This window comes from Streptomyces luteosporeus (assembly GCF_039532865.1).
Classification (GTDB): Bacteria; Actinomycetota; Actinomycetes; order Streptomycetales; family Streptomycetaceae; genus Streptomyces; species Streptomyces luteosporeus.
In genome coordinates, this window is record NZ_BAAASL010000028.1 from 58,973 (window position 1) to 75,597 (window position 16,625).

General features: G+C 70.1%; 15 protein-coding genes and 1 riboswitch. Of the genes, 3 read left to right on the forward strand and 12 right to left on the reverse strand.

The window, feature by feature from the left end; genetic code table 11:
• Nucleotides 1-247 precede the first annotated feature (247 nt).
• Complete coding sequence (locus tag ABD361_RS28040; RefSeq protein WP_344439369.1) at nt 248-1,306, reverse strand: C40 family peptidase; 1,059 nt, start codon at nt 1,304-1,306, stop codon at nt 248-250.
• 222 nt (nt 1,307-1,528) lie between these two features.
• The gene (locus tag ABD361_RS28045) at nt 1,529-2,899 is read right to left on the reverse strand and encodes an NYN domain-containing protein (RefSeq protein ID WP_425583348.1); all 1,371 of its coding nucleotides are present in this window, start codon (nt 2,897-2,899) and stop codon (nt 1,529-1,531) included.
• Between the two features lie 259 nt (nt 2,900-3,158).
• On the opposite strand from ABD361_RS28045, the gene ABD361_RS28050 reads away from it, so the two are divergent.
• Nucleotides 3,159-3,890 carry a rhomboid family intramembrane serine protease gene (locus ABD361_RS28050; protein WP_344439372.1) on the forward strand — a complete coding sequence of 244 codons (732 nt, stop codon included), beginning with the start codon at nt 3,159-3,161 and terminating at the stop codon, nt 3,888-3,890.
• Nucleotides 3,887-4,168 carry an Lrp/AsnC family transcriptional regulator gene (locus ABD361_RS28055; protein WP_344439374.1) on the forward strand — a complete coding sequence of 94 codons (282 nt, stop codon included), beginning with the start codon at nt 3,887-3,889 and terminating at the stop codon, nt 4,166-4,168. The genes ABD361_RS28050 and ABD361_RS28055 overlap by 4 nt, the downstream gene beginning before the upstream one ends.
• A 19-nt stretch (nt 4,169-4,187) precedes the next feature.
• Here ABD361_RS28055 and ABD361_RS28060 read toward each other — a convergent pair whose 3' ends face one another.
• From ABD361_RS28060 to ctaE, 6 genes are all read right to left on the reverse strand, one after another.
• Nucleotides 4,188-5,549 carry an aminotransferase class V-fold PLP-dependent enzyme gene (locus tag ABD361_RS28060; RefSeq protein ID WP_344439376.1) on the reverse strand — a complete coding sequence of 454 codons (1,362 nt, stop codon included), beginning with the start codon at nt 5,547-5,549 and terminating at the stop codon, nt 4,188-4,190.
• A gap of 127 nt (nt 5,550-5,676) precedes the next feature.
• A riboswitch (SAM riboswitch) is annotated at nt 5,677-5,792 on the reverse strand.
• Between the two features lie 108 nt (nt 5,793-5,900).
• On the reverse strand, nt 5,901-6,965 hold the full coding sequence (gene trpD, locus ABD361_RS28065) for an anthranilate phosphoribosyltransferase (RefSeq protein ID WP_344439378.1): 1,065 nt from the start codon (nt 6,963-6,965) through the stop codon (nt 5,901-5,903).
• Between the two features lie 156 nt (nt 6,966-7,121).
• Complete coding sequence (qcrB, locus tag ABD361_RS28070) at nt 7,122-8,753, reverse strand: cytochrome bc1 complex cytochrome b subunit (protein ID WP_344439380.1); 1,632 nt, start codon at nt 8,751-8,753, stop codon at nt 7,122-7,124.
• On the reverse strand, nt 8,750-9,802 hold the full coding sequence (gene qcrA / locus ABD361_RS28075) for a cytochrome bc1 complex Rieske iron-sulfur subunit (RefSeq protein WP_344439382.1): 1,053 nt from the start codon (nt 9,800-9,802) through the stop codon (nt 8,750-8,752). Before qcrA ends, qcrB begins: the two co-directional genes overlap by 4 nt.
• A complete protein-coding gene (gene qcrC, locus ABD361_RS28080) occupies nt 9,799-10,608 on the reverse strand; it encodes a cytochrome bc1 complex diheme cytochrome c subunit (protein WP_344439383.1) in 810 nt (269 codons plus the stop codon). The genes qcrA and qcrC overlap by 4 nt, the downstream gene beginning before the upstream one ends.
• Nucleotides 10,609-10,676: 68 nt before the next feature.
• Entirely contained in the window at nt 10,677-11,297 is a 621-nt protein-coding gene (gene ctaE, locus ABD361_RS28085; protein WP_344439385.1) for an aa3-type cytochrome oxidase subunit III, read from the reverse strand.
• Nucleotides 11,298-11,454: 157 nt separating this feature from the next.
• Here ctaE and ABD361_RS28090 point away from each other — a divergent pair, with 157 nt between their 5' ends.
• Nucleotides 11,455-11,856 (forward strand): DNA-binding transcriptional response regulator, encoded by a 402-nt coding sequence (locus tag ABD361_RS28090; protein WP_344439387.1) that lies wholly within the window; start codon nt 11,455-11,457, stop codon nt 11,854-11,856.
• Between the two features lie 13 nt (nt 11,857-11,869).
• Here the strand turns inward: ABD361_RS28090 and ABD361_RS28095 are convergent, their stop codons facing one another.
• From ABD361_RS28095 to ctaC, 4 genes are all read right to left on the reverse strand, one after another.
• On the reverse strand, nt 11,870-13,129 hold the full coding sequence (locus ABD361_RS28095) for a L,D-transpeptidase (RefSeq protein WP_344439389.1): 1,260 nt from the start codon (nt 13,127-13,129) through the stop codon (nt 11,870-11,872).
• 164 nt (nt 13,130-13,293) lie between these two features.
• Nucleotides 13,294-13,692 (reverse strand): cytochrome c oxidase subunit 4, encoded by a 399-nt coding sequence (locus ABD361_RS28100; protein ID WP_344439391.1) that lies wholly within the window; start codon nt 13,690-13,692, stop codon nt 13,294-13,296.
• Nucleotides 13,689-15,416: an aa3-type cytochrome oxidase subunit I gene (gene ctaD / locus ABD361_RS28105; RefSeq protein ID WP_344439393.1), complete on the reverse strand. Its 1,728-nt coding sequence runs from the start codon at nt 15,414-15,416 to the stop codon at nt 13,689-13,691. The genes ABD361_RS28100 and ctaD overlap by 4 nt, the downstream gene beginning before the upstream one ends.
• Entirely contained in the window at nt 15,413-16,384 is a 972-nt protein-coding gene (gene ctaC, locus ABD361_RS28110; protein ID WP_344439395.1) for an aa3-type cytochrome oxidase subunit II, read from the reverse strand. Before ctaC ends, ctaD begins: the two co-directional genes overlap by 4 nt.
• Nucleotides 16,385-16,625 lie beyond the last annotated feature (241 nt).

The window sequence follows — 16,625 nt, forward strand, 5'->3', positions numbered from 1 at the left end:
CGGCGCACTCCTTCCTGACGTGCGGCCCCTGCCGCCCGGTGACGGGCGGACGACGGCCGGGCGCCGCGCGGCAGACAGTAGCGGCGCGCTCACCCCGTGTTCAAAGACCTTCGCCCGCGAAGGCTCGTACGAGACGCCGGCGCCCCGCCCAAGGCGCAGGTCACCGGCGGGGCGTGCGGTCAGTTGCCGTAGTCGTCATTCCCTCGAAAGGGCGGCATGGCGCGCTGGCGCGCCCGGTGGCGGTCCGTCAGCCGATGCGGACGCCGAACTGGAAGGGCATGTTGCTCATGGCCTCGTAGCGCACGCTGGCGCCCGGCTTGGGGGCGTGCAGGGTCATGCCGTTGCCGGCGTAGAGGCCGACGTGGTGCAGGTCGCCGTAGAAGAGCACCAGGTCGCCGGGCTTGAGCTGGCTCTGGTCGTAGATGCGGGTGCCGTCGTTGGCCTGTTCCTGTGAGGTGCGGCTGATGTCGACGCCGGCCTGGGCGTACGCCCATGAGGTGAGGCCGGAGCAGTCGAAGGAGCTGGGGCCGGTGGCACCCCAGACGTAGGGGGAGCCGACCTTGCCGTCGGCGGCCGCGAGGGCGGCGGCGCCGCGGCCGGATCCGGCGGGGATGTTGGGCCGGCTCGCGGAGCGGCCGGCGCGGGCGCCGTCGCCGGAGTGGCCGTCCTTGCCCTGGGCACTGCCGCCGTTGTCGCCGGTGATCTCGGCGCGCTCCTTGGCGGAGAGGGAGTTGAGCTGTTCCTGGGCGGCGGCGAGCTTGCCCTGGATGTCCTTCTTGTTCTCGCTGAGCGCCTTGCGGGTGGATTCGAGGTCGGCGAGCTTGCCGGTGGCCTCGGCGCGCTGCTGGCTCAGGCTGCGCTGCTTGGCGGCTATCTGGCGCAGCGTCTCGGCCTGCTTGGCGGTGAGCTGGCCGAGGGTGGAGGCGTCGCGCAGGTAGCTCTCGGGGTCGGAGGAGAGCAGCAGCTGCAGGGCGGGGTCGAGGGAGCCGGTGCGGTACTGGGCGGTGGCCATGGCGCCGATGCCGGCACGGAGCTTGTTGAGCTCCTCCTGGCCGCGGGCCACCTTGTCCTGGAGGTCGCCGACCTCCTTCTCCAGCTTCTCCTGCTTCTCCTTGGCCCCGTTGAACTTCTCGGTGGCCTGCTCCGCCTCTTCGTAGAGCTTGTCGACCTTGGCCTTGGCGTCCGAGGTGGAGGGCGCATCGGCGTGGGCCGCCTGCGCGGAGAGGGCGACGGCCGCTGCGGCGGTCGCGGTCAGCACGCCGGCACGGGCGCGGCTCGGCTGCTTGGGACGACGGTGGGACGCCACGGAGTCGAGCTCCTTCATCTGCCTCGGCCGCCGGCGCTGCCGCGCGGTCGCGCGCGCACGGCGGGACCTTCACCACCATCCCGAATGAATGATCGCCGAGTGAAGGTTCGAGGCCCGACCCTAGTGAGCGGAATGTGATCCTTTCAAATTCTCAAGCGAAAAAATTCCGTCAGAACCCCATCCTTTACCTGCCGGACACGTTCCGTAGCCGACGGGCGACGATCAGGGACGGGCAAGTCGCTTGAGCAGCAGGGCCGATGAGACCGGCCGCGCGCCCGCCTTGGCCACGCCGTCGGCCACCTCGCGGTCGGTGGAGACCACCACCACCGGCCGGCCGGGCGGCTCGGCCCGCACCAGCTGGCGGATCAGCTCGTCCGCCGTCACGCCGGGCTTGCTGAAGAGCACCCGCACCCCGCGCGGCGGCGCGAGCAGCACCGGGGCCGCCAGCTCCGCACCGTCGAAGACGCAGGTCACCTCGGCGCCGGTGCGGGCGGCCAGCATGGCCAGGCCGCCCAGCAGCCGCAGCCGCTGCTTGTCCAGCGGCATGGTGGGATAGCCGGTCTTGGTCACGTTGTAGCCGTCGACGACCAGATGCGTCTGAGGCAGCGCCAGCAGCTGGTCGAGGAGGGCCGGATCGGTCTCCGACAGGGCCCGGGTGGCGATGTCCTTGGGCGACATGGTGCCCGGGCGCACCGCGTCGACGGTGTCCGCGGGGCGCACGGAGACGGGGGGCAGCGCCAGTTCGCGGCGCAGTCCCTGGGCCGCGTCCAGCACGGAGTCCAGCAGCAGGCGCAGCCGCATGTCCTCCACGCTGCGGCCCTCGCGGGCCGCCCGGCGGCTGGCCTCCAGGGCCGCCTCGGCCTCGGCCAGCCGCGCCTTGACGCGGCGCGTCTCGCCCTGGGCCGCCGCCTTGTCGGCCTGGGCCTCGGCGCGCACGGCCTCCAGCTCCTCGCGGGCCTTGCGCAGGGCCGCCTCGCCGCGCCGCACGTCGCTGTCGGCGCTGCGCAGCTTGCGGCGCAGCCCCTCGGCCTCCTTGCGGGTCGCGTCCAGCTCGGCACGTACCCGCTCGGCCTCGGACCGCGCCTCGGCCCGTACGGTCGCGAGCTCCTCGCGCAGGCGCTGCAGCTCGCGCTGCGCCTCCTCGCCGGCGCGCTCGGCGCCGGCCCGGGCGGCCTCCTCGCCGGCGGCGGTGACCAGCTTGACCCAGCCGGGCGGGCGCAGCACGAAGGCCATGGCCGCCACGTCCTCGGGGTCGGCGGCGGCGGGCGGGGCGCCGGATTCCAGGGCCTCGGCAAGTTCGGAGCCGGCCTCGCGCAGCTTGGCGGCGATGCGCTGGCGGAAGGCGGCGTCGCCCTCCACGGCGGCGGCCATGGCGTTGCCGGCGAACTTCGCGCGCCGGCTCGGGGTGAACCGGGCGTACTGCCGCAGCTGCGCGGGGAGTTCCGCGACCGTCAGCCGGCCGAAGGCATCGGCGACGAGCCCGACGACGCGCCGCCTGATGCCCTCGGGCAGGGGGCGGTCGAGCACCTCCAGGACGCCGTCGTCGGCGCCACCGGCGTCACCGGCCGCCTCCGCGCCGTCCCTGTGCTCCACCACCGCTTCACCGCTCCCGTTCCTCAGGCCGTCGCACCCGGCCGCTCCACCAGCTCGATCCTGCCGACGGCGCGTTGCACCACCGGCACCGCACCGATCCGGCGGCCGGCCGGGGAACGCTCATGGTCTCGTCCGTCCTTGTCGAGTGCTCTTCGTAACCCTACGGCCTGCGGGCCGCCGGACACGGTGGTGCGGGCCCATGGCCGCCTCCCGGCGAGGCGCTTGGTGCCGGTTGCGCCCGGTACGACATGATCTGGTCATGATCGCAACGGCTGCGCCCGGGAAGGCGGGCACCCCCTGGGTGACCTGGACGCTCCTGACCGTGTGCGGGGTGGTCTTCCTCGCCGGGCCCGCCTCCGGGCTCAGCCCCTCCTACGGCAGCGGCACCGCCCTGCTGACCGCGCAGACCGAGTACTTCCAGCGCTGGGGGGTGGTGCCGGCGGAGCTGTGGCACGGCTCCCCCACGCATCTGATCACCCCGCTCACCGCGCTGTTCGTGCACGGCAACTGGCTGCATCTGCTGGGCAACATGCTCTTCCTCTACGTCTTCGGTGCCATGACCGAGGCGCACCTGGGACACGCCGCCTTCGCCCTGTGCTACCTCGTCACCGGCTATCTGGCCCTGCTCGGCTACGCGGTCGTGCACGCCGGCTCCGACCGCACGCTGGTGGGGGCGTCCGGCGCCATCTCCGGTGTGCTCGGCGCTTTCCTCTATCTCTTCCCCAGGGCCCGGGTGACCAGCCTCTTCCCGTTCCTCTTCTTCCTGCCGCTGCGCTTTCCCGCCTGGGTCGTGCTGCTGTTCTGGTTCGCCCTGCAGTGGCTGGCGGCGGGCACGGAGGCGGGGCGGCCGGGGGTGGCCTACCTCGCCCACGTGCTGGGATTCGCACTCGGATTCGGCTACGCCTGGGTGCACCCCACGCCTGCGGTTAGAGTGAGGGCCGCAGCCGGGGCCACCGAAACCGGGTCCACCGAAGGAGACAGAACGACGTGATCACTTCGATCGTGCTCATCAAGACCGACGTGGACCGCATCCCCGAGATCGCCGAGTCGATCGCCGCGCTGGACGGCGTGAGCGAGGTCTACTCGGTCACCGGCGCCTACGACCTGATCGCGATCGTGCGGGTGGCCCGGCACGACGACCTGGCGGACGTCATCCCGGGCCGGATCAGCAAGGTCACCGGCGTCACCTCGACGGAGACGCACATCGCCTTCCGCACCTACTCCCAGCACGACCTGGAAGCGGCCTTCGCCATCGGCCTGGACAACTGATTCCGCACGCCGCTGCCCCTCACGCCGCCCGCTGCGCGGGCACGCAGCGGCCGCCCTCCGTGCGGTAGAGCCACCGCGCGCCATGGGCGACCAGTTCGCGCACGGCCCGGACGAACCGCTCCACGTGCTCGTCGGGCGTACCGGCGCCGAAGCTGACGCGTACGGCGCTGTGCGCACGGCCCTCGTCGGGCGCGCCGCACTCCCCCGCCTCCTGCTGCCCGGCGCCCAGCAGCGTGCGCACCAGCGGGTGGGCGCAAAAAAGCCCGTCGCGGACCCCGATGCCGTACTCGGCGGACAGTGCGGCGGCCAGGTGCGAACTGTTCCAGCCCTCGACGACGAAGGAGAGCACGCCCACGCGCGGGGCGTCGGGGCCGAACAGCGACAGCACCCGTACGCCCGGCACCTCGGCAAGGCCCTCGCGCACCCGGGCCACCAGGTGCCTCTCGCGCGCGACGAGACCCTCGAAGCCCGCCTCGGTCAGCGCCCGGCAGGCGGAGGCGATGGCATAGGCGCCGATGACGTTGGGCGAGCCGGCCTCGTGCCGGGCGGTGGTGGTGTGCCACTCGGTCTCCAGGCGGCCGTCGGGGAGCCGCGTGACCCGGCGGCTGGCGCCGCCGCCGGCCAGGTACGGCTCGGCCTCGCGCAGCCAGTCGGGGCGGCCGGCCAGCACCCCGGCGCCGAAGGGCGCGTAGAGCTTGTGGCCGGAGAGGGCGACCCAGTCGACGTCGAGCCCCCGGATGTCCACGGGGTGGTGCGGGGCGAGTTGGGCGGCGTCCAGCACGATGCGCGCGCCGTGGGCGTGCGCCGCGGCCGCCAACTCCCGTACGGGCCACAGCTCTCCGGTGACGTTGGAGGCGCCGGTGACGCACACCAGCGCGGGCCCGTGGGGCTCGCGGTCCGCGAGGGCCCGCTCCAGGGTCGCGACCGCCTCGGCGGGCGTGCGGGGCGCGGGCAGGCAGGTGAGGCGGCCCTCGCCCCAGGGCAGCAGCGCGGCGTGGTGCTCGGTCTCGAAGACGAACACCCGGCAGCCGGCGGGCAGGACGGTCGCGAGCAGGTTGAGCGAGTCGGTGGTGGAGCGGGTGAAGACGACCTGGTCGTCCTCGCGGCAGCCGAGGAAGCGGGCGACGGTGGCCCGGCTGTTCTCGAAGAGGTCGGTGGACAGCTGCGAGAGGTAGCCGGCGCCGCGGTGCACGCTGCCGTAGTACGGCGCGTACGCGGCGACGTCGTCCCACACTCGGCGCAGGGCCGGGGCGCTGGCGGCGTAGTCGAGGGCCGCGTACGTCACCTCGCCCCCGGTGACGAGCGGTACGCGGACGTCGCCCCCCAGAACGGGTAGCGGGGGACGAACCGGGCTCTCGGTGGCGACGGCGGCGGCAGGCATGGCGAACTCCCGTACGTGAACAGGCGAGCAGAAGAAGAGAGGTACGCAAAGAAGGGGCTCTTCGAGCCCTAGCGCATTCGCTGCATCACGGAAGGATCTCCCTCGACGACCAGGATCCCTGGCGAGGGATCCGCGCTTGCCGCAGACGTCCTGCCTGCGGCCCGGTCATCACCCGGGGCACCCCGCCACGGAAGGAGGGTTGCCGGACAGCAGGCCGGGGCCGAAACGCTGTCACTCGTGACCTGGGCAGGAGTATGGCATACGTGATCGCCCCGTGGAACCGTCGTTCCACGGGGCGAGACGCACCTGGCCGGAAAGGGCTCAGGCGTTGCTGATTCAGGCGTTGCTCATTCAGGCGTTGCTGGCCGCCACCCACTTCTCCAGCGTGCGCAGGGCGGCGCCGGAGTCGATGGACTCGGCCGCCCGCGCCATGCCGGCGCGGATCTGCTCGGGCAGCGGCGCGTCGGTGGGCGCCAGGGCCACCAGCGCCGCCGCGGAGTTGAGCAGCACCGCCTCCCGTACGGGGCCGGTCTCGCCGGCGAGCAGGCGGCGGGCGACGTCGGCGTTGTACGAGGCGTCGGCGCCGCGCAGCGCCTCCACCGGCACCATCTCCAGGCCCACCTCGCGGGGGTCGAACGCCTCCTCGTGCACCCGCCCGTCGCGCACGACCCACACCCGCGAGGTGGCGGTGGTGGTCAGCTCGTCCAGCCCGTCGTCGCCGCGGAAGACCAGGGCCGTCGAGCCGCGCTCGGCCAGCACCCCGGCCAGCACCGGTGCGATGCGGGCGTCGGCGACGCCGGTGGCCTGCGCGCGCACCCGGGCGGGGTTGGTCAGCGGGCCGAGCGCGTTGAAGGTCGTCCGGATGCCCAGTTCACGGCGGGCCGGGGCGACGTGCCGCAGGGAGGGGTGGAACTTGACGGCGTTGCAGAAAGTGATGCCGGCCTCCTCGGCGACCTCCACCACCCGGCGGGGCGTCAGCTCCAGGTTGACGCCCAGCTTCTCCAGGACGTCGGAGGAGCCGCTGGCGGAGGAGGCGGCGCGGTTGCCGTGCTTGACGACCTTCGCACCGGTGCCGGCCACGACGATCGAGGACATCGTGGAGATGTTGACGGTCTTGGCGCCGTCGCCGCCGGTGCCCACGATGTCCACGCTGGGCCCGGGCACCTCGATGAGGTTGGCGTGTCGGTACATGGCGCGGACCAGGCCGGAGATCTCGGCGACGGTCTCGCCCTTGGCCCGCAGGGCCACGGCGAAGCCGGCGATCTGGGCGTCGCTGGCCGCCCCGCGCATGATCCGGTCCATGGCCCAGGCCGTGTCGTCGGCGCTGAGGTCCACTCCGCGCAGCAGGGCGTCCAGGATGCCCGGCCAGGACGGGGCCACCGAGCGCTCGCCGCCAGATGGGGTCGCAACGTTCATGGTCCACACTCCTGGAGTGGTCTGGGCGGGGGCGCTCCCACTGGCCCCCGTCTGGCGTCCAGCCTATCGACCGGCCCGGGACGGCGAAGAGCCCCGTCCATGCGCTGGACGGGGCTCCTGCCGTGGCGATCAGTCGTCAGTGATCAGCTGCGGGGATCAGTGGTGGCCGTGACCGCTGGTGATCTCCCGGTACTCCTCCGCGGTGGGCTTGGGGATCTGGGTCCCCTCGCCGTAGAAGCCCTTGGAGAGCTTCACGCGGAGCTTCTGGCCAGCACCGACCTTGCGGGCGACGCCGTTCTCGTCCACCGCCGGCTCCAGCTCCAGCGGCTTGGGCTGCTCGTGCGAGGTCAGCGTGTGCAGCTGCTCCTGCGAGAGCGGCTCGTGGACCTCGATGAACTCACCGTGCGGCAGGCGCTTGATGATGCCGGTCTCGCGACCGTGCAGCACCTTGTCCTTGTCGCGGCGCTGCAGACCCATGCAGATGCGGCGCGTGGCGATGAACGTCAGGACCGGGATCACGAAGAAGCCGACGCGGACGAACCAGGTGATGGCGTTGATCGACAGGTGGAAGTGGGTGGCCCACAGGTCGTTGCCACCACCGATCAGCATCACGAAGTACGCGGCGATCCAGGCGGCACCGAAACCGGTGCGCGTCGGGGCGTTGCGCGGGCGGTCCAGCAGGTGGTGCTCCCGCTTGTCGCCGGTGACCCAGGACTCGATGAACGGGTAGACCGCGATCGCGCCCAGCACCAGCGGGAAGATCACCAGCGGGATGAACACGCCCAGGACGAACGTGTGGCCCCAGACGTTGATCTCCCAGCCCGGCATCACACGGATGAGACCCTCGGCGAAGCCCATGTACCAGTCGGGCTGGGCGCCGGTGGAGACCTGGTCCGGCCGGTAGGGGCCCATCGCCCAGATCGGGTTGATGGTCGCGATGGCGGCGATGGCCGCGATCACACCGAAGACCAGGAAGAAGAAGCCACCGGCCTTGGCCATGTAGACCGGCAGCAGCGGCATGCCGACCACGTTCTCGTTCTTCCGGCCGGGGCCGGGGAACTGCGTGTGCTTGTGGTAGAAGACCAGGATCAGGTGCGCCACCAGCAGGCCGAGCATGATGCCCGGCAGCAGCAGGACGTGGATCGAGAAGAACCGCGGCACGAAGTCCGAGCCGGGGAACTCGCCGCCGAAGAGGAACATCGAGATGTACGTGCCGATGACCGGCACGGACAGGATGGCGCCCTCCATGAAGCGGACACCGGTGCCCGACAGCAGGTCGTCCGGCAGCGAGTAACCGGTGAAGCCGGTGAACATGCCGAGGACGAACAGCAGGAAGCCGAACAGCCAGTTGACCTCACGCGGCTTGCGGAACGCACCGGTGAAGAAGACGCGCATCATGTGCACGAACATGCCGGCGAGGAAGATCAGCGCCGCCCAGTGGTGGATCTGCCGGATGAGCAGACCACCGCGCACGTCGAAGCTGATGTCGACGGTCGACTTGAACGCCTCGGACATCTGGACGCCCTGCAGCGGCTCGTAGGAGCCGTGGTAGACGACCTCGTTCATGCTGGGGTGGAAGAAGAGCGTCAGGTAGACGCCCGTCATGATGATGATGACGAAGCTGTAGAGGCAGACTTCGCCCAGCATGAAGGACCAGTGGTCCGGGAAGATCTTCCGCATGTTGACCTTGGCCAGGCTGTAGATGCCCAGCCGGCCGTCGGCCCAGTCGGCGACCCGCTCGCCTGCGGGTGCCTTGCGGCGATTATCTGTAGCGGTTGCAGTGCTCATCCGCGCTCCCAGAAGGCAGGACCGACGGGCTCGGCGAAGTCGCCCATGGCCTCGAGGTAGCCCTTGTCGTTGACCTTGATCCGCAGCTGCGGAAGGGCGTGGCCGGCCGGGCCGAAGATCACGCGACCGCCGTCGGAGAGGTCGAAGGTGGACTGGTGGCACGGGCACAGCACGTGGTGGGTCTGCTGCTCGTAGAGGCTGATGGGGCAGCCGACGTGCGTGCAGATCTTGGAGAAGGCCACGATGCCGTCGGCCGACCAGTCGAGCTCGCGCTTGTCCTTGATGTTCTCCGGGCGCAGCCGGACGATCATCAGGGCCGCCTTGGCGATCTCCTGCTGGAAGTCGTGGTCCTCCTCCTTCATGCCCTCGGGCATGGCGAAGGTCAGGGAGCCGACCTGGATGTCCTCGGGGCGCAGCGGCTGCATCGTGTTCTGGTTGATGAGCATCTTGCCCGCGGACCAGGCGGTCTTGCGCAGCTTGGTGCCGGGCAGCGGACCGAGGTCGCGCAGCAGCACCACACCGGAGAGCGGCACCAGGGCCAGCGCGCCGAACATGGTGTTGCGCAGCAGCTTGCGCCGGCCGAAGCCGGACTCCTCGGCGCCCTGCTTGAAGTCGGCCAGCACCTTGGCCTTGACCTCCGGGGAGGCCTCGATCGGGTGCCGGTCGTCGGCGTACTCGACGTCCGACATCAGGGTGCGGGCCCAGTGGACCGCGCCCGCGCCGATGCAGAACAGCGCCACGCCCAGGGTCAGGCCCAGCGCGAAGTTCAGCGCGCTGATGTGCCCGAGCGGGAAGACGTAGATGCTCTTGTCGACCGGGAGGGTCACGTAGGAGGCGATGAAGCCCACCGTGGCCAGCATCGACAGCAGGAACAGGAAGGCGACCACGCGCTCGGAGCGCTGGGCGGCCCGCTCGTCGATGTCCTGCTTACGGGGCTCGTGCGGCGGCAGCCCCGGGTCGGCGAACGGGTCGCCCGCGGTGGCTACGGCGCCTTCGTGCGCGCCCTGCGCGCTCGGCAGGGTCTCTTCTGGAATGTCTTGGCTACTCATGACTTCTTGGCCTTGGCGGTGTGGGCGGCGACCCAGATGGCGACGGCGACCAGCGCGCCCAGACCGAAGATCCACGCGAACAGACCCTCGCTGACCGGGCCGAGACCGCCCAGTTCGAGGCCGCCCGGGCTCTTGGTCTTGTCGCTGTTGACCGTGTCGAGGTACGCGATGATGTCCTTCTTGTTCTTCTCGGACATCGTCGTGTCGGGGAAGGAAGGCATGTTCTGCGGGCCGGTCTGCATGGCCTCGTAGATGTGCTTCGGGTTGACGCCCTCGAGCGACGGGGCGTACTTGCCGTTCGAGAGCGCGCCGCCCTTGCCGGTGAAGTTGTGGCACTGGGCGCAGTTCGTACGGAAGAGCTCCCCGCCCTTGGCGATGTCGGCGCCGTCGGGGCTGTACTGGCTCTTGGTCGGGGCGACCGGGCCCGCGCCGAGGGAGGCGATGTACGCGGCGAGCTGGTCGATCTCGGCCTGCGAGTAGATCACCTTCTTGCGGGGCGCCTGGGCGCCCTGCTGCTGCAGCGGCATGCGGCCGGAGGCGACCTGGAAGTCCACGGCGGCGGAGCCCACGCCGATCAGGCTCGGCCCGTCGGAGGTGCCCTGACCGCCGGTGCCGTGGCAGCTGGCGCAGCCCACGGAGTAGAGCTTCTTGCCCTCCTCGATGGCGAGGGACTGGGCGCTGTCATCGGCCTTGGCCGACTCGGCCGGCGCGAACGCGGCGTACAGCCCCCCGGTTACCGCCAGCGCGAAGAGTAGGACGACGACCGCCGCCAGCGGATGGCGTCGTCGTGCGGAGAGCTTTTTCACGGATTACCCCGGTGTCAGGATCTTCTGCGTCGATGCTGGACTGATGGTCCGGTGCGGGACGGGACCGATTACTTGATCAAGTAGATCGTGGCGAAGAGGCCGATCCAGACCACGTCGACGAAGTGCCAGTAGTAGGACACGACGATGGCCGCAGTCGCCTGGTGGTGGGTGAACCTCTTGGCCGCGTACGTCCTGCCCAGGACCAGCAGGAAGGCGATGAGACCGCCCGTCACGTGCAGGCCGTGGAAGCCGGTCGTCAGGTAGAACACCGAGCCGTACGGGTCGGAGGACAGGGACAGGCCCTCGTCCTTGACCAGGCTCGTGTACTCGTACACCTGACCGCCGATGAAGATGGCACCCATCACGAACGTGACGATGAACCAGGTGCGCAGCTTCTTGACGTCACCGCGCTCGGCCGCGAACACGCCGAGCTGACAGGTGAGCGAGGAGAGCACCAGGATCGTCGTGTTGGTCGCCGAGAACGGAAGGTTCAGGGCCGAGGCCATTTCCTTCCAGTGGTCGGCACCCGTCACCGATCGCAGGGTGAAGTACATCGCGAAGAGGGCCGCGAAGAACATCAGCTCGGAACTCAGCCAGATGATGGTTCCGACGCTGGTGAGGTTCGGTCGGTTGACCGAGGGGTGCGCGTGCCCGGTATCTACTGCTGTTGCTGTCGCCACGACCGACATTATGTCGGTCGCTTATCTCGCGCTCACTCCGGGGGGTGCCGTTCGGTGTGTCAAGACGCTGTGCGCTGCTCGTACGGCCCATCGCGGCCCCCGCGCGGAGTAGCATCCGCGCTGAGCCGTCCGTCCATGAGCGTCACTCCCACGACCTGGAGGAACGATGCAGCCGACCGCAACGGTGCTGGTGTACAGCGATGACGCGCACACGCGCGAACAGGTGCGGCTGGCGGGCGGCAGGCGCCCGGCCACCGGTCTTCCCGAGGTGGAGTACCTGGAGTGCGCCACGTTGCCGGCGGTGCTGCGGACCCTGGAGGAGCGCCGGGTGGACGTGTGCGTGCTGGACGGCGAGACGGCCCCTGCGGGCGGCATGGGGGTGTGCCGGCAGCTGAAGGACGAGGTCTTCCGCTGCCCGCCGGTGCTGCTGCTGATCGGCCGGCCGCAGGACGCCTGGCTGGCCTCCTGGAGCAAGGCCGAGGCCGTTGTCACCCATCCGGTGGATCCGGTGGCGTTCGCCGAGGCGCTGGCGGAGCTGTTGCGCCAGCGGCTGTCCATCGAGACCTGAGGAGGCCCCGCGCTCACACCTGGGGCCGCAGCCGGGCGGTGTCGGCCGGGCCGGTGCCCTCGCGCTTGCCGGCCACCAGGGCACTGCCCTCGCGCCACTGCTTCCAGGGCATGTTCCAGTCGCCGAAGCCGTTGTCGAACGGCGTCATGGTGGCCCCGGCGCTGCCGACGACCTTGACGATGTCGCCCACGCGCACGTTGTCGAAGAACCACTTGGCGTTGGCGGTGCTCATGCCGGTGCACCCGTGGCTGACGTTGTCCCAGCCCTGGGAGCCCTCGGACCAGGGGGCGGCGTGCACGTACTCGCCGCTCCAGGTGACCCGGGTGGCCCAGTAGACCGGCAGGTCGTAGGCGTCGGAGCTGCCCTCGGAGATGCCGATGCTGGTGCCGCGCATGCGCACGAAGGACTCCTGGCCGAGGACGACCTTGATGCCGTTGCGGGTGGCGTAGCCGGGCTTGCCGGTGGTCACCGGGATGGAGCGGACCTCCTGGCCGTTCTTCAGCACCGTCATGTAGTGGGCGCTGGCGTCCGTGATGGCCTCCACCCGGTCGCCGGTGGTCAGGTGGACGCCCTGCACCGGCCCGCCGTACAGCCCGCCGCCGACCTTGATGCCCTCCAGGGCCGCCTGGACGTCGATGGTGGCGTGCGCGGGCCAGTACTCCTGGGGGCGGTAGTGCAGGGTGCGGTTGTCCACCCAGTGCCAGGAGCCCTCCACCGGAGGGTCGGACTCCACCCGCAGGGTGCGCTCGACCACGGCCCGGGCGGCCGGGTCGGAGACCGGCTCGCTCAGCTCGGCGGTGATGGGCTGTCCGACGCCGTAGGTGCCGCTCTGCGGCCCGAAGGCGAGGCGCAGCACCCGCTTGGCCCGGCTGGTCTCGTAGTCGATCGTGCGGCGCCCCTGGGCGCCGTCCTCGTCCTCCGTGCTGACGCGCACGGTGTAGTGGGCGCCGGCGGACAGGGCGCCGGTGCTGCGCCAGCGCGAGCCGTCGGGCGCGAGCTCGCCCTTGACGTAGCGTCCGGCGGCGTCGGCGACGGTGACGTCGGTGATGCGGTCGCCGCCGGTGGCCTCCACCTCCAGCGGCTTGGCCGGGTCCGCCTGCCGGGTCTCCCCCGCGCCGGCGACACCCACCTGGTCCGAGGCGTCGTAGGGCCGGTCGGCCAGCGGGTTGCCCGATCCGCAGCCGGTGAGCCCCCAGGCCGCGCAGGCCAGCAGCAGGGCGCCGGCCACCGCCGTGCGGCCGCGCGCCGGACGACGGCGAGGTGAGTGATTCATGGTCATACCGTAGGAAAAACGGCCGCGCACGGCGCTCGCTGCGCCTGCAAACGGGTGCCGCCCGTCCCGGTGCATGCGGCCGGTGCGTACGACCGGTGCATGCGAAAGGGCCCCGCACACCGTGACGGTGTGCGGGGCCCTGCGGGGTTCGCCGGGGCGAGCCCCTACTGGTTCTGGTTCTCGCCGCGGTAGAACTCGAACACCCAGCCGAAGAGGCCGACCAGGATGATCGGTGCCGAGAAGTACATGAGCCACCAGCCGAAGCAGATGCTCATGAAGGCGAGGGCGCCACCGACGGCCAGGGAGAGCGGCTGCCAGCTGTGCGGGGCGAAGAAGCCCAGCTCACCGGCGTCGTCGGCGACGTCGGCCTCCTTGTTGTCCTGCGCACCGGCGTCCACCCGGCGTGCGGTGAACGCCAGGTAGTAGCCGACCATGACGCACAGGCCGAAGGCCATGAACAGCGCGGTGGTACCGGCCACCTCCTTCGACCACACGCCGTAGACGACCGCCATGGCGAGGATGAAGAGGGACAGCCACAGGAACATCCGGCCCTGGATCTTCACTTGCCGGCCTCCTTGCCGCCCGCGAGGGCCTTCTCGCCCGCGAGGTTCTCTTCGAGCTCCAGGGCCGCGATCTCCGGGTGGTGCAGGTCGAACGCCGGGGATTCGGAGCGGATCCGCGGCAGGGTGAGGAAGTTGTGCCGCGGCGGCGGGCAGGAGGTCGCCCACTCCAGCGAACGGCCGTAGCCCCACGGGTCGTCGACCTCGACCTTCTTGCCGTACTTGGCGGTCTTCCAGACGTTGTAGAAGAACGGCAGGATCGACAGGCCCAGCAGGAAGGAGCTGATGGTCGAGATGGTGTTCAGCGTGGTGAAGCCGTCGGAGGCCAGGTAGTCGGCGTAACGGCGCGGCATGCCCTCGGCACCCAGCCAGTGCTGGACGAGGAAGGTGCCGTGGAAGCCGACGAACAGCGTCCAGAAGGTGATCTTGCCCAGGCGCTCGTCCAGCATCTTGCCCGTGAACTTCGGCCACCAGAAGTGGAAGCCGGAGAACATCGCGAAGACCACGGTGCCGAAGATGACGTAGTGGAAGTGCGCGACGACGAAGTACGAGTCGGAGACGTGGAAGTCCATCGGGGGCGAGGCCAGGATGACGCCGGTCAGACCACCGAAGGTGAAGGTGATCAGGAAGCCGACGGCCCACAGCATCGGGGTCTCGAAGGACAACGAGCCCTTCCACATGGTGCCGATCCAGTTGAAGAACTTCACACCGGTCGGGACCGCGATCAGGAAGGTCATGAAGGAGAAGAACGGCAGCAGCACACCACCGGTGACGTACATGTGGTGCGCCCACACGGTCACCGACAGACCCGCGATCGAGATCGTCGCCGCGATCAGACCCCAGTAACCGAACATCGGCTTGCGGGAGAAGACCGGGATGACCTCGGAGATGATGCCGAAGAACGGCAGGGCGATGATGTACACCTCGGGATGGCCGAAGAACCAGAAGAGGTGCTGCCACAACAGGGCACCGCCGTTGGCCGCGTCGAAGACGTGGGCCCCGAACTTGCGGTCCGCCTCCAGGGCGAACAGCGCGGCCGCGAGCACCGGGAAGGCCAGCAGGACCAGCACACCGGTCAGCAGCACGTTCCAGGTGAAGATCGGCATGCGGAACATCGTCATGCCCGGCGCGCGCATGCAGATGATCGTGGTGATGAAGTTGACCGAACCGAGGATCGTGCCGAAGCCGGAGAAGGCCAGACCCATGATCCACATGTCGGCGCCGACGCCCGGCGAGCGGACCGCGTCCGACAGCGGGGAGTAGGCGAACCAGCCGAAGTCGGCCGCACCCTGCGGGGTGAGGAAGCCGGCCACCGCGATCAGCGAGCCGAACAGGTAGAGCCAGTAGGCGAACATGTTCAGCCGCGGGAACGCCACGTCGGGCGCGCCGATCTGCAGCGGCATGATCCAGTTCGCGAAACCGGCGAACAGCGGCGTCGCGAACATCAGCAGCATGATCGTGCCGTGCATCGTGAACGCCTGGTTGAACTGCTCGTTCGACATGATCTGCGTGCCGGGACGGGCCAGCTCGGCGCGCATGAGGAGCGCCATGAGGCCGCCGATGCAGAAGAACGCGAACGACGTGACCAGGTAGAGCGTGCCGATGGTCTTGTGGTCAGTGGTGGTGAGCCACTTGATCACCTGATTGCCCGGCTGCTTCTGGCGTACGGGTGGTGCTGCCGTGGCTGTTGCGGCGGCGGCACCCTGGGGTTCGTTGAGGATGCTCACTTGTTCTTGGTCTCCGCGTTCTTCGCGTGATCCGTCTGCGCGATGCCCGCCGGCTGGTAGCCGGTCTGACCCTTTGCCGCCAGCTCCTTCAGGTGCGCCCGGTACCGCTCGGGGGAGACGACCTTGACGTTGAAGAGCATCCGGGAGTGGTCCTGGCCGCAGAGCTCGGCGCACTTGCCCAGGAAGGTGCCCTCCTTGTTGGGGGTCACCGTGAAGCTGTTGGTGTGGCCCGGGATGACGTCCTGCTTCATCAGGAACGGCACCACCCAGAAGGAGTGGATGACGTCGCGCGAGGTGAGGACGAACTGGACGGTCTCACCCTTGGGGAGCCACAGGGTCGGGCCCGGGTTGCCCGTCTGCGGGTTGCGGTCGCCGGGGATGCCGACCTCGTAGACGCCCTCCGCGCCCTGCGGTGCCTTGCTCAGGAACCGGTCCGGGATCGCGTCGAGCTCCTTGTTCTCGCGGAGCGGCTTGGCCGGGGTGGCCGTGTTGCCGTCGACGTTCTCCATGTAGTTGAACGCCCAGCTCCACTGGAAGCCCACCACGTTGATGACGTGCTGCGGCTTGTCAGGGTTCGTCAGGAGCTTGTTCTCATCGCGCGCGGTGAAGTAGAAGAGCACCGAGACGATGATGATCGGGACCACGGTGTACAGCGCCTCGATGGGCATGTTGTACCGGGTCTGCTTGGGAATCTCCACCTTCGACCTGCTGCGCCGGTGGAAGATGACGCTCCAGATGATCAGGCCCCACACCAGGACACCGATCGCCAGAGCAGCGGCCCAGGAGCCCTGCCAGAGGGAGAGGATCCGCGGCGCCTCTTCCGTGACGGGCGTTGGCATGCCGAGGCGGGGGAAGTCCTTCGATGTGCAACCGGTGGCGGTCGCCAGGACAGCGCCCGCGGCCAGCGCCTGCAGCAGCTTCCGCCGCACCGGGCGCCGCGACGAGCGGTCGGAGCCGTTGGGACTCACGTAGCGCCTTCCCGAGAGTCTCGCCCGTGCGGCCGGCTGCGGCCGTCTCGCTGGTCGGTCGCCGGCCCGCTGCGGGCAGGGGTTTGGATGTTTATGCGGACCAAACCCTACTGGACGCTATCTGGGGCCGCGCGGGGAGGGTGCCCAACGCGCCGGTCCGGTCCCCGAAGGGGTGGAATCTGCAGCTCCGGAGCCCTTCCGGCACTCCGTCAGACGCCCCGCCGGGCAGGCTCGGACTCCG

Coding starts and splice junctions, on each gene's coding strand:
- ABD361_RS28050 (WP_344439372.1), top strand. CDS start 3,159: ATGATCGCAACGGCTGCGCCCGGGAAGGCGGGCACCCCCTGGGTGACC.
- ABD361_RS28060 (WP_344439376.1), bottom strand. CDS start 5,549: ATGCCTGCCGCCGCCGTCGCCACCGAGAGCCCGGTTCGTCCCCCGCTA.
- trpD (WP_344439378.1), bottom strand. CDS start 6,965: ATGAACGTTGCGACCCCATCTGGCGGCGAGCGCTCGGTGGCCCCGTCC.
- qcrB (WP_344439380.1), bottom strand. CDS start 8,753: ATGAGCACTGCAACCGCTACAGATAATCGCCGCAAGGCACCCGCAGGC.
- qcrA (WP_344439382.1), bottom strand. CDS start 9,802: ATGAGTAGCCAAGACATTCCAGAAGAGACCCTGCCGAGCGCGCAGGGC.
- ctaE (WP_344439385.1), bottom strand. CDS start 11,297: ATGTCGGTCGTGGCGACAGCAACAGCAGTAGATACCGGGCACGCGCAC.
- ABD361_RS28090 (WP_344439387.1), top strand. CDS start 11,455: ATGCAGCCGACCGCAACGGTGCTGGTGTACAGCGATGACGCGCACACG.
- ABD361_RS28095 (WP_344439389.1), bottom strand. CDS start 13,129: ATGAATCACTCACCTCGCCGTCGTCCGGCGCGCGGCCGCACGGCGGTG.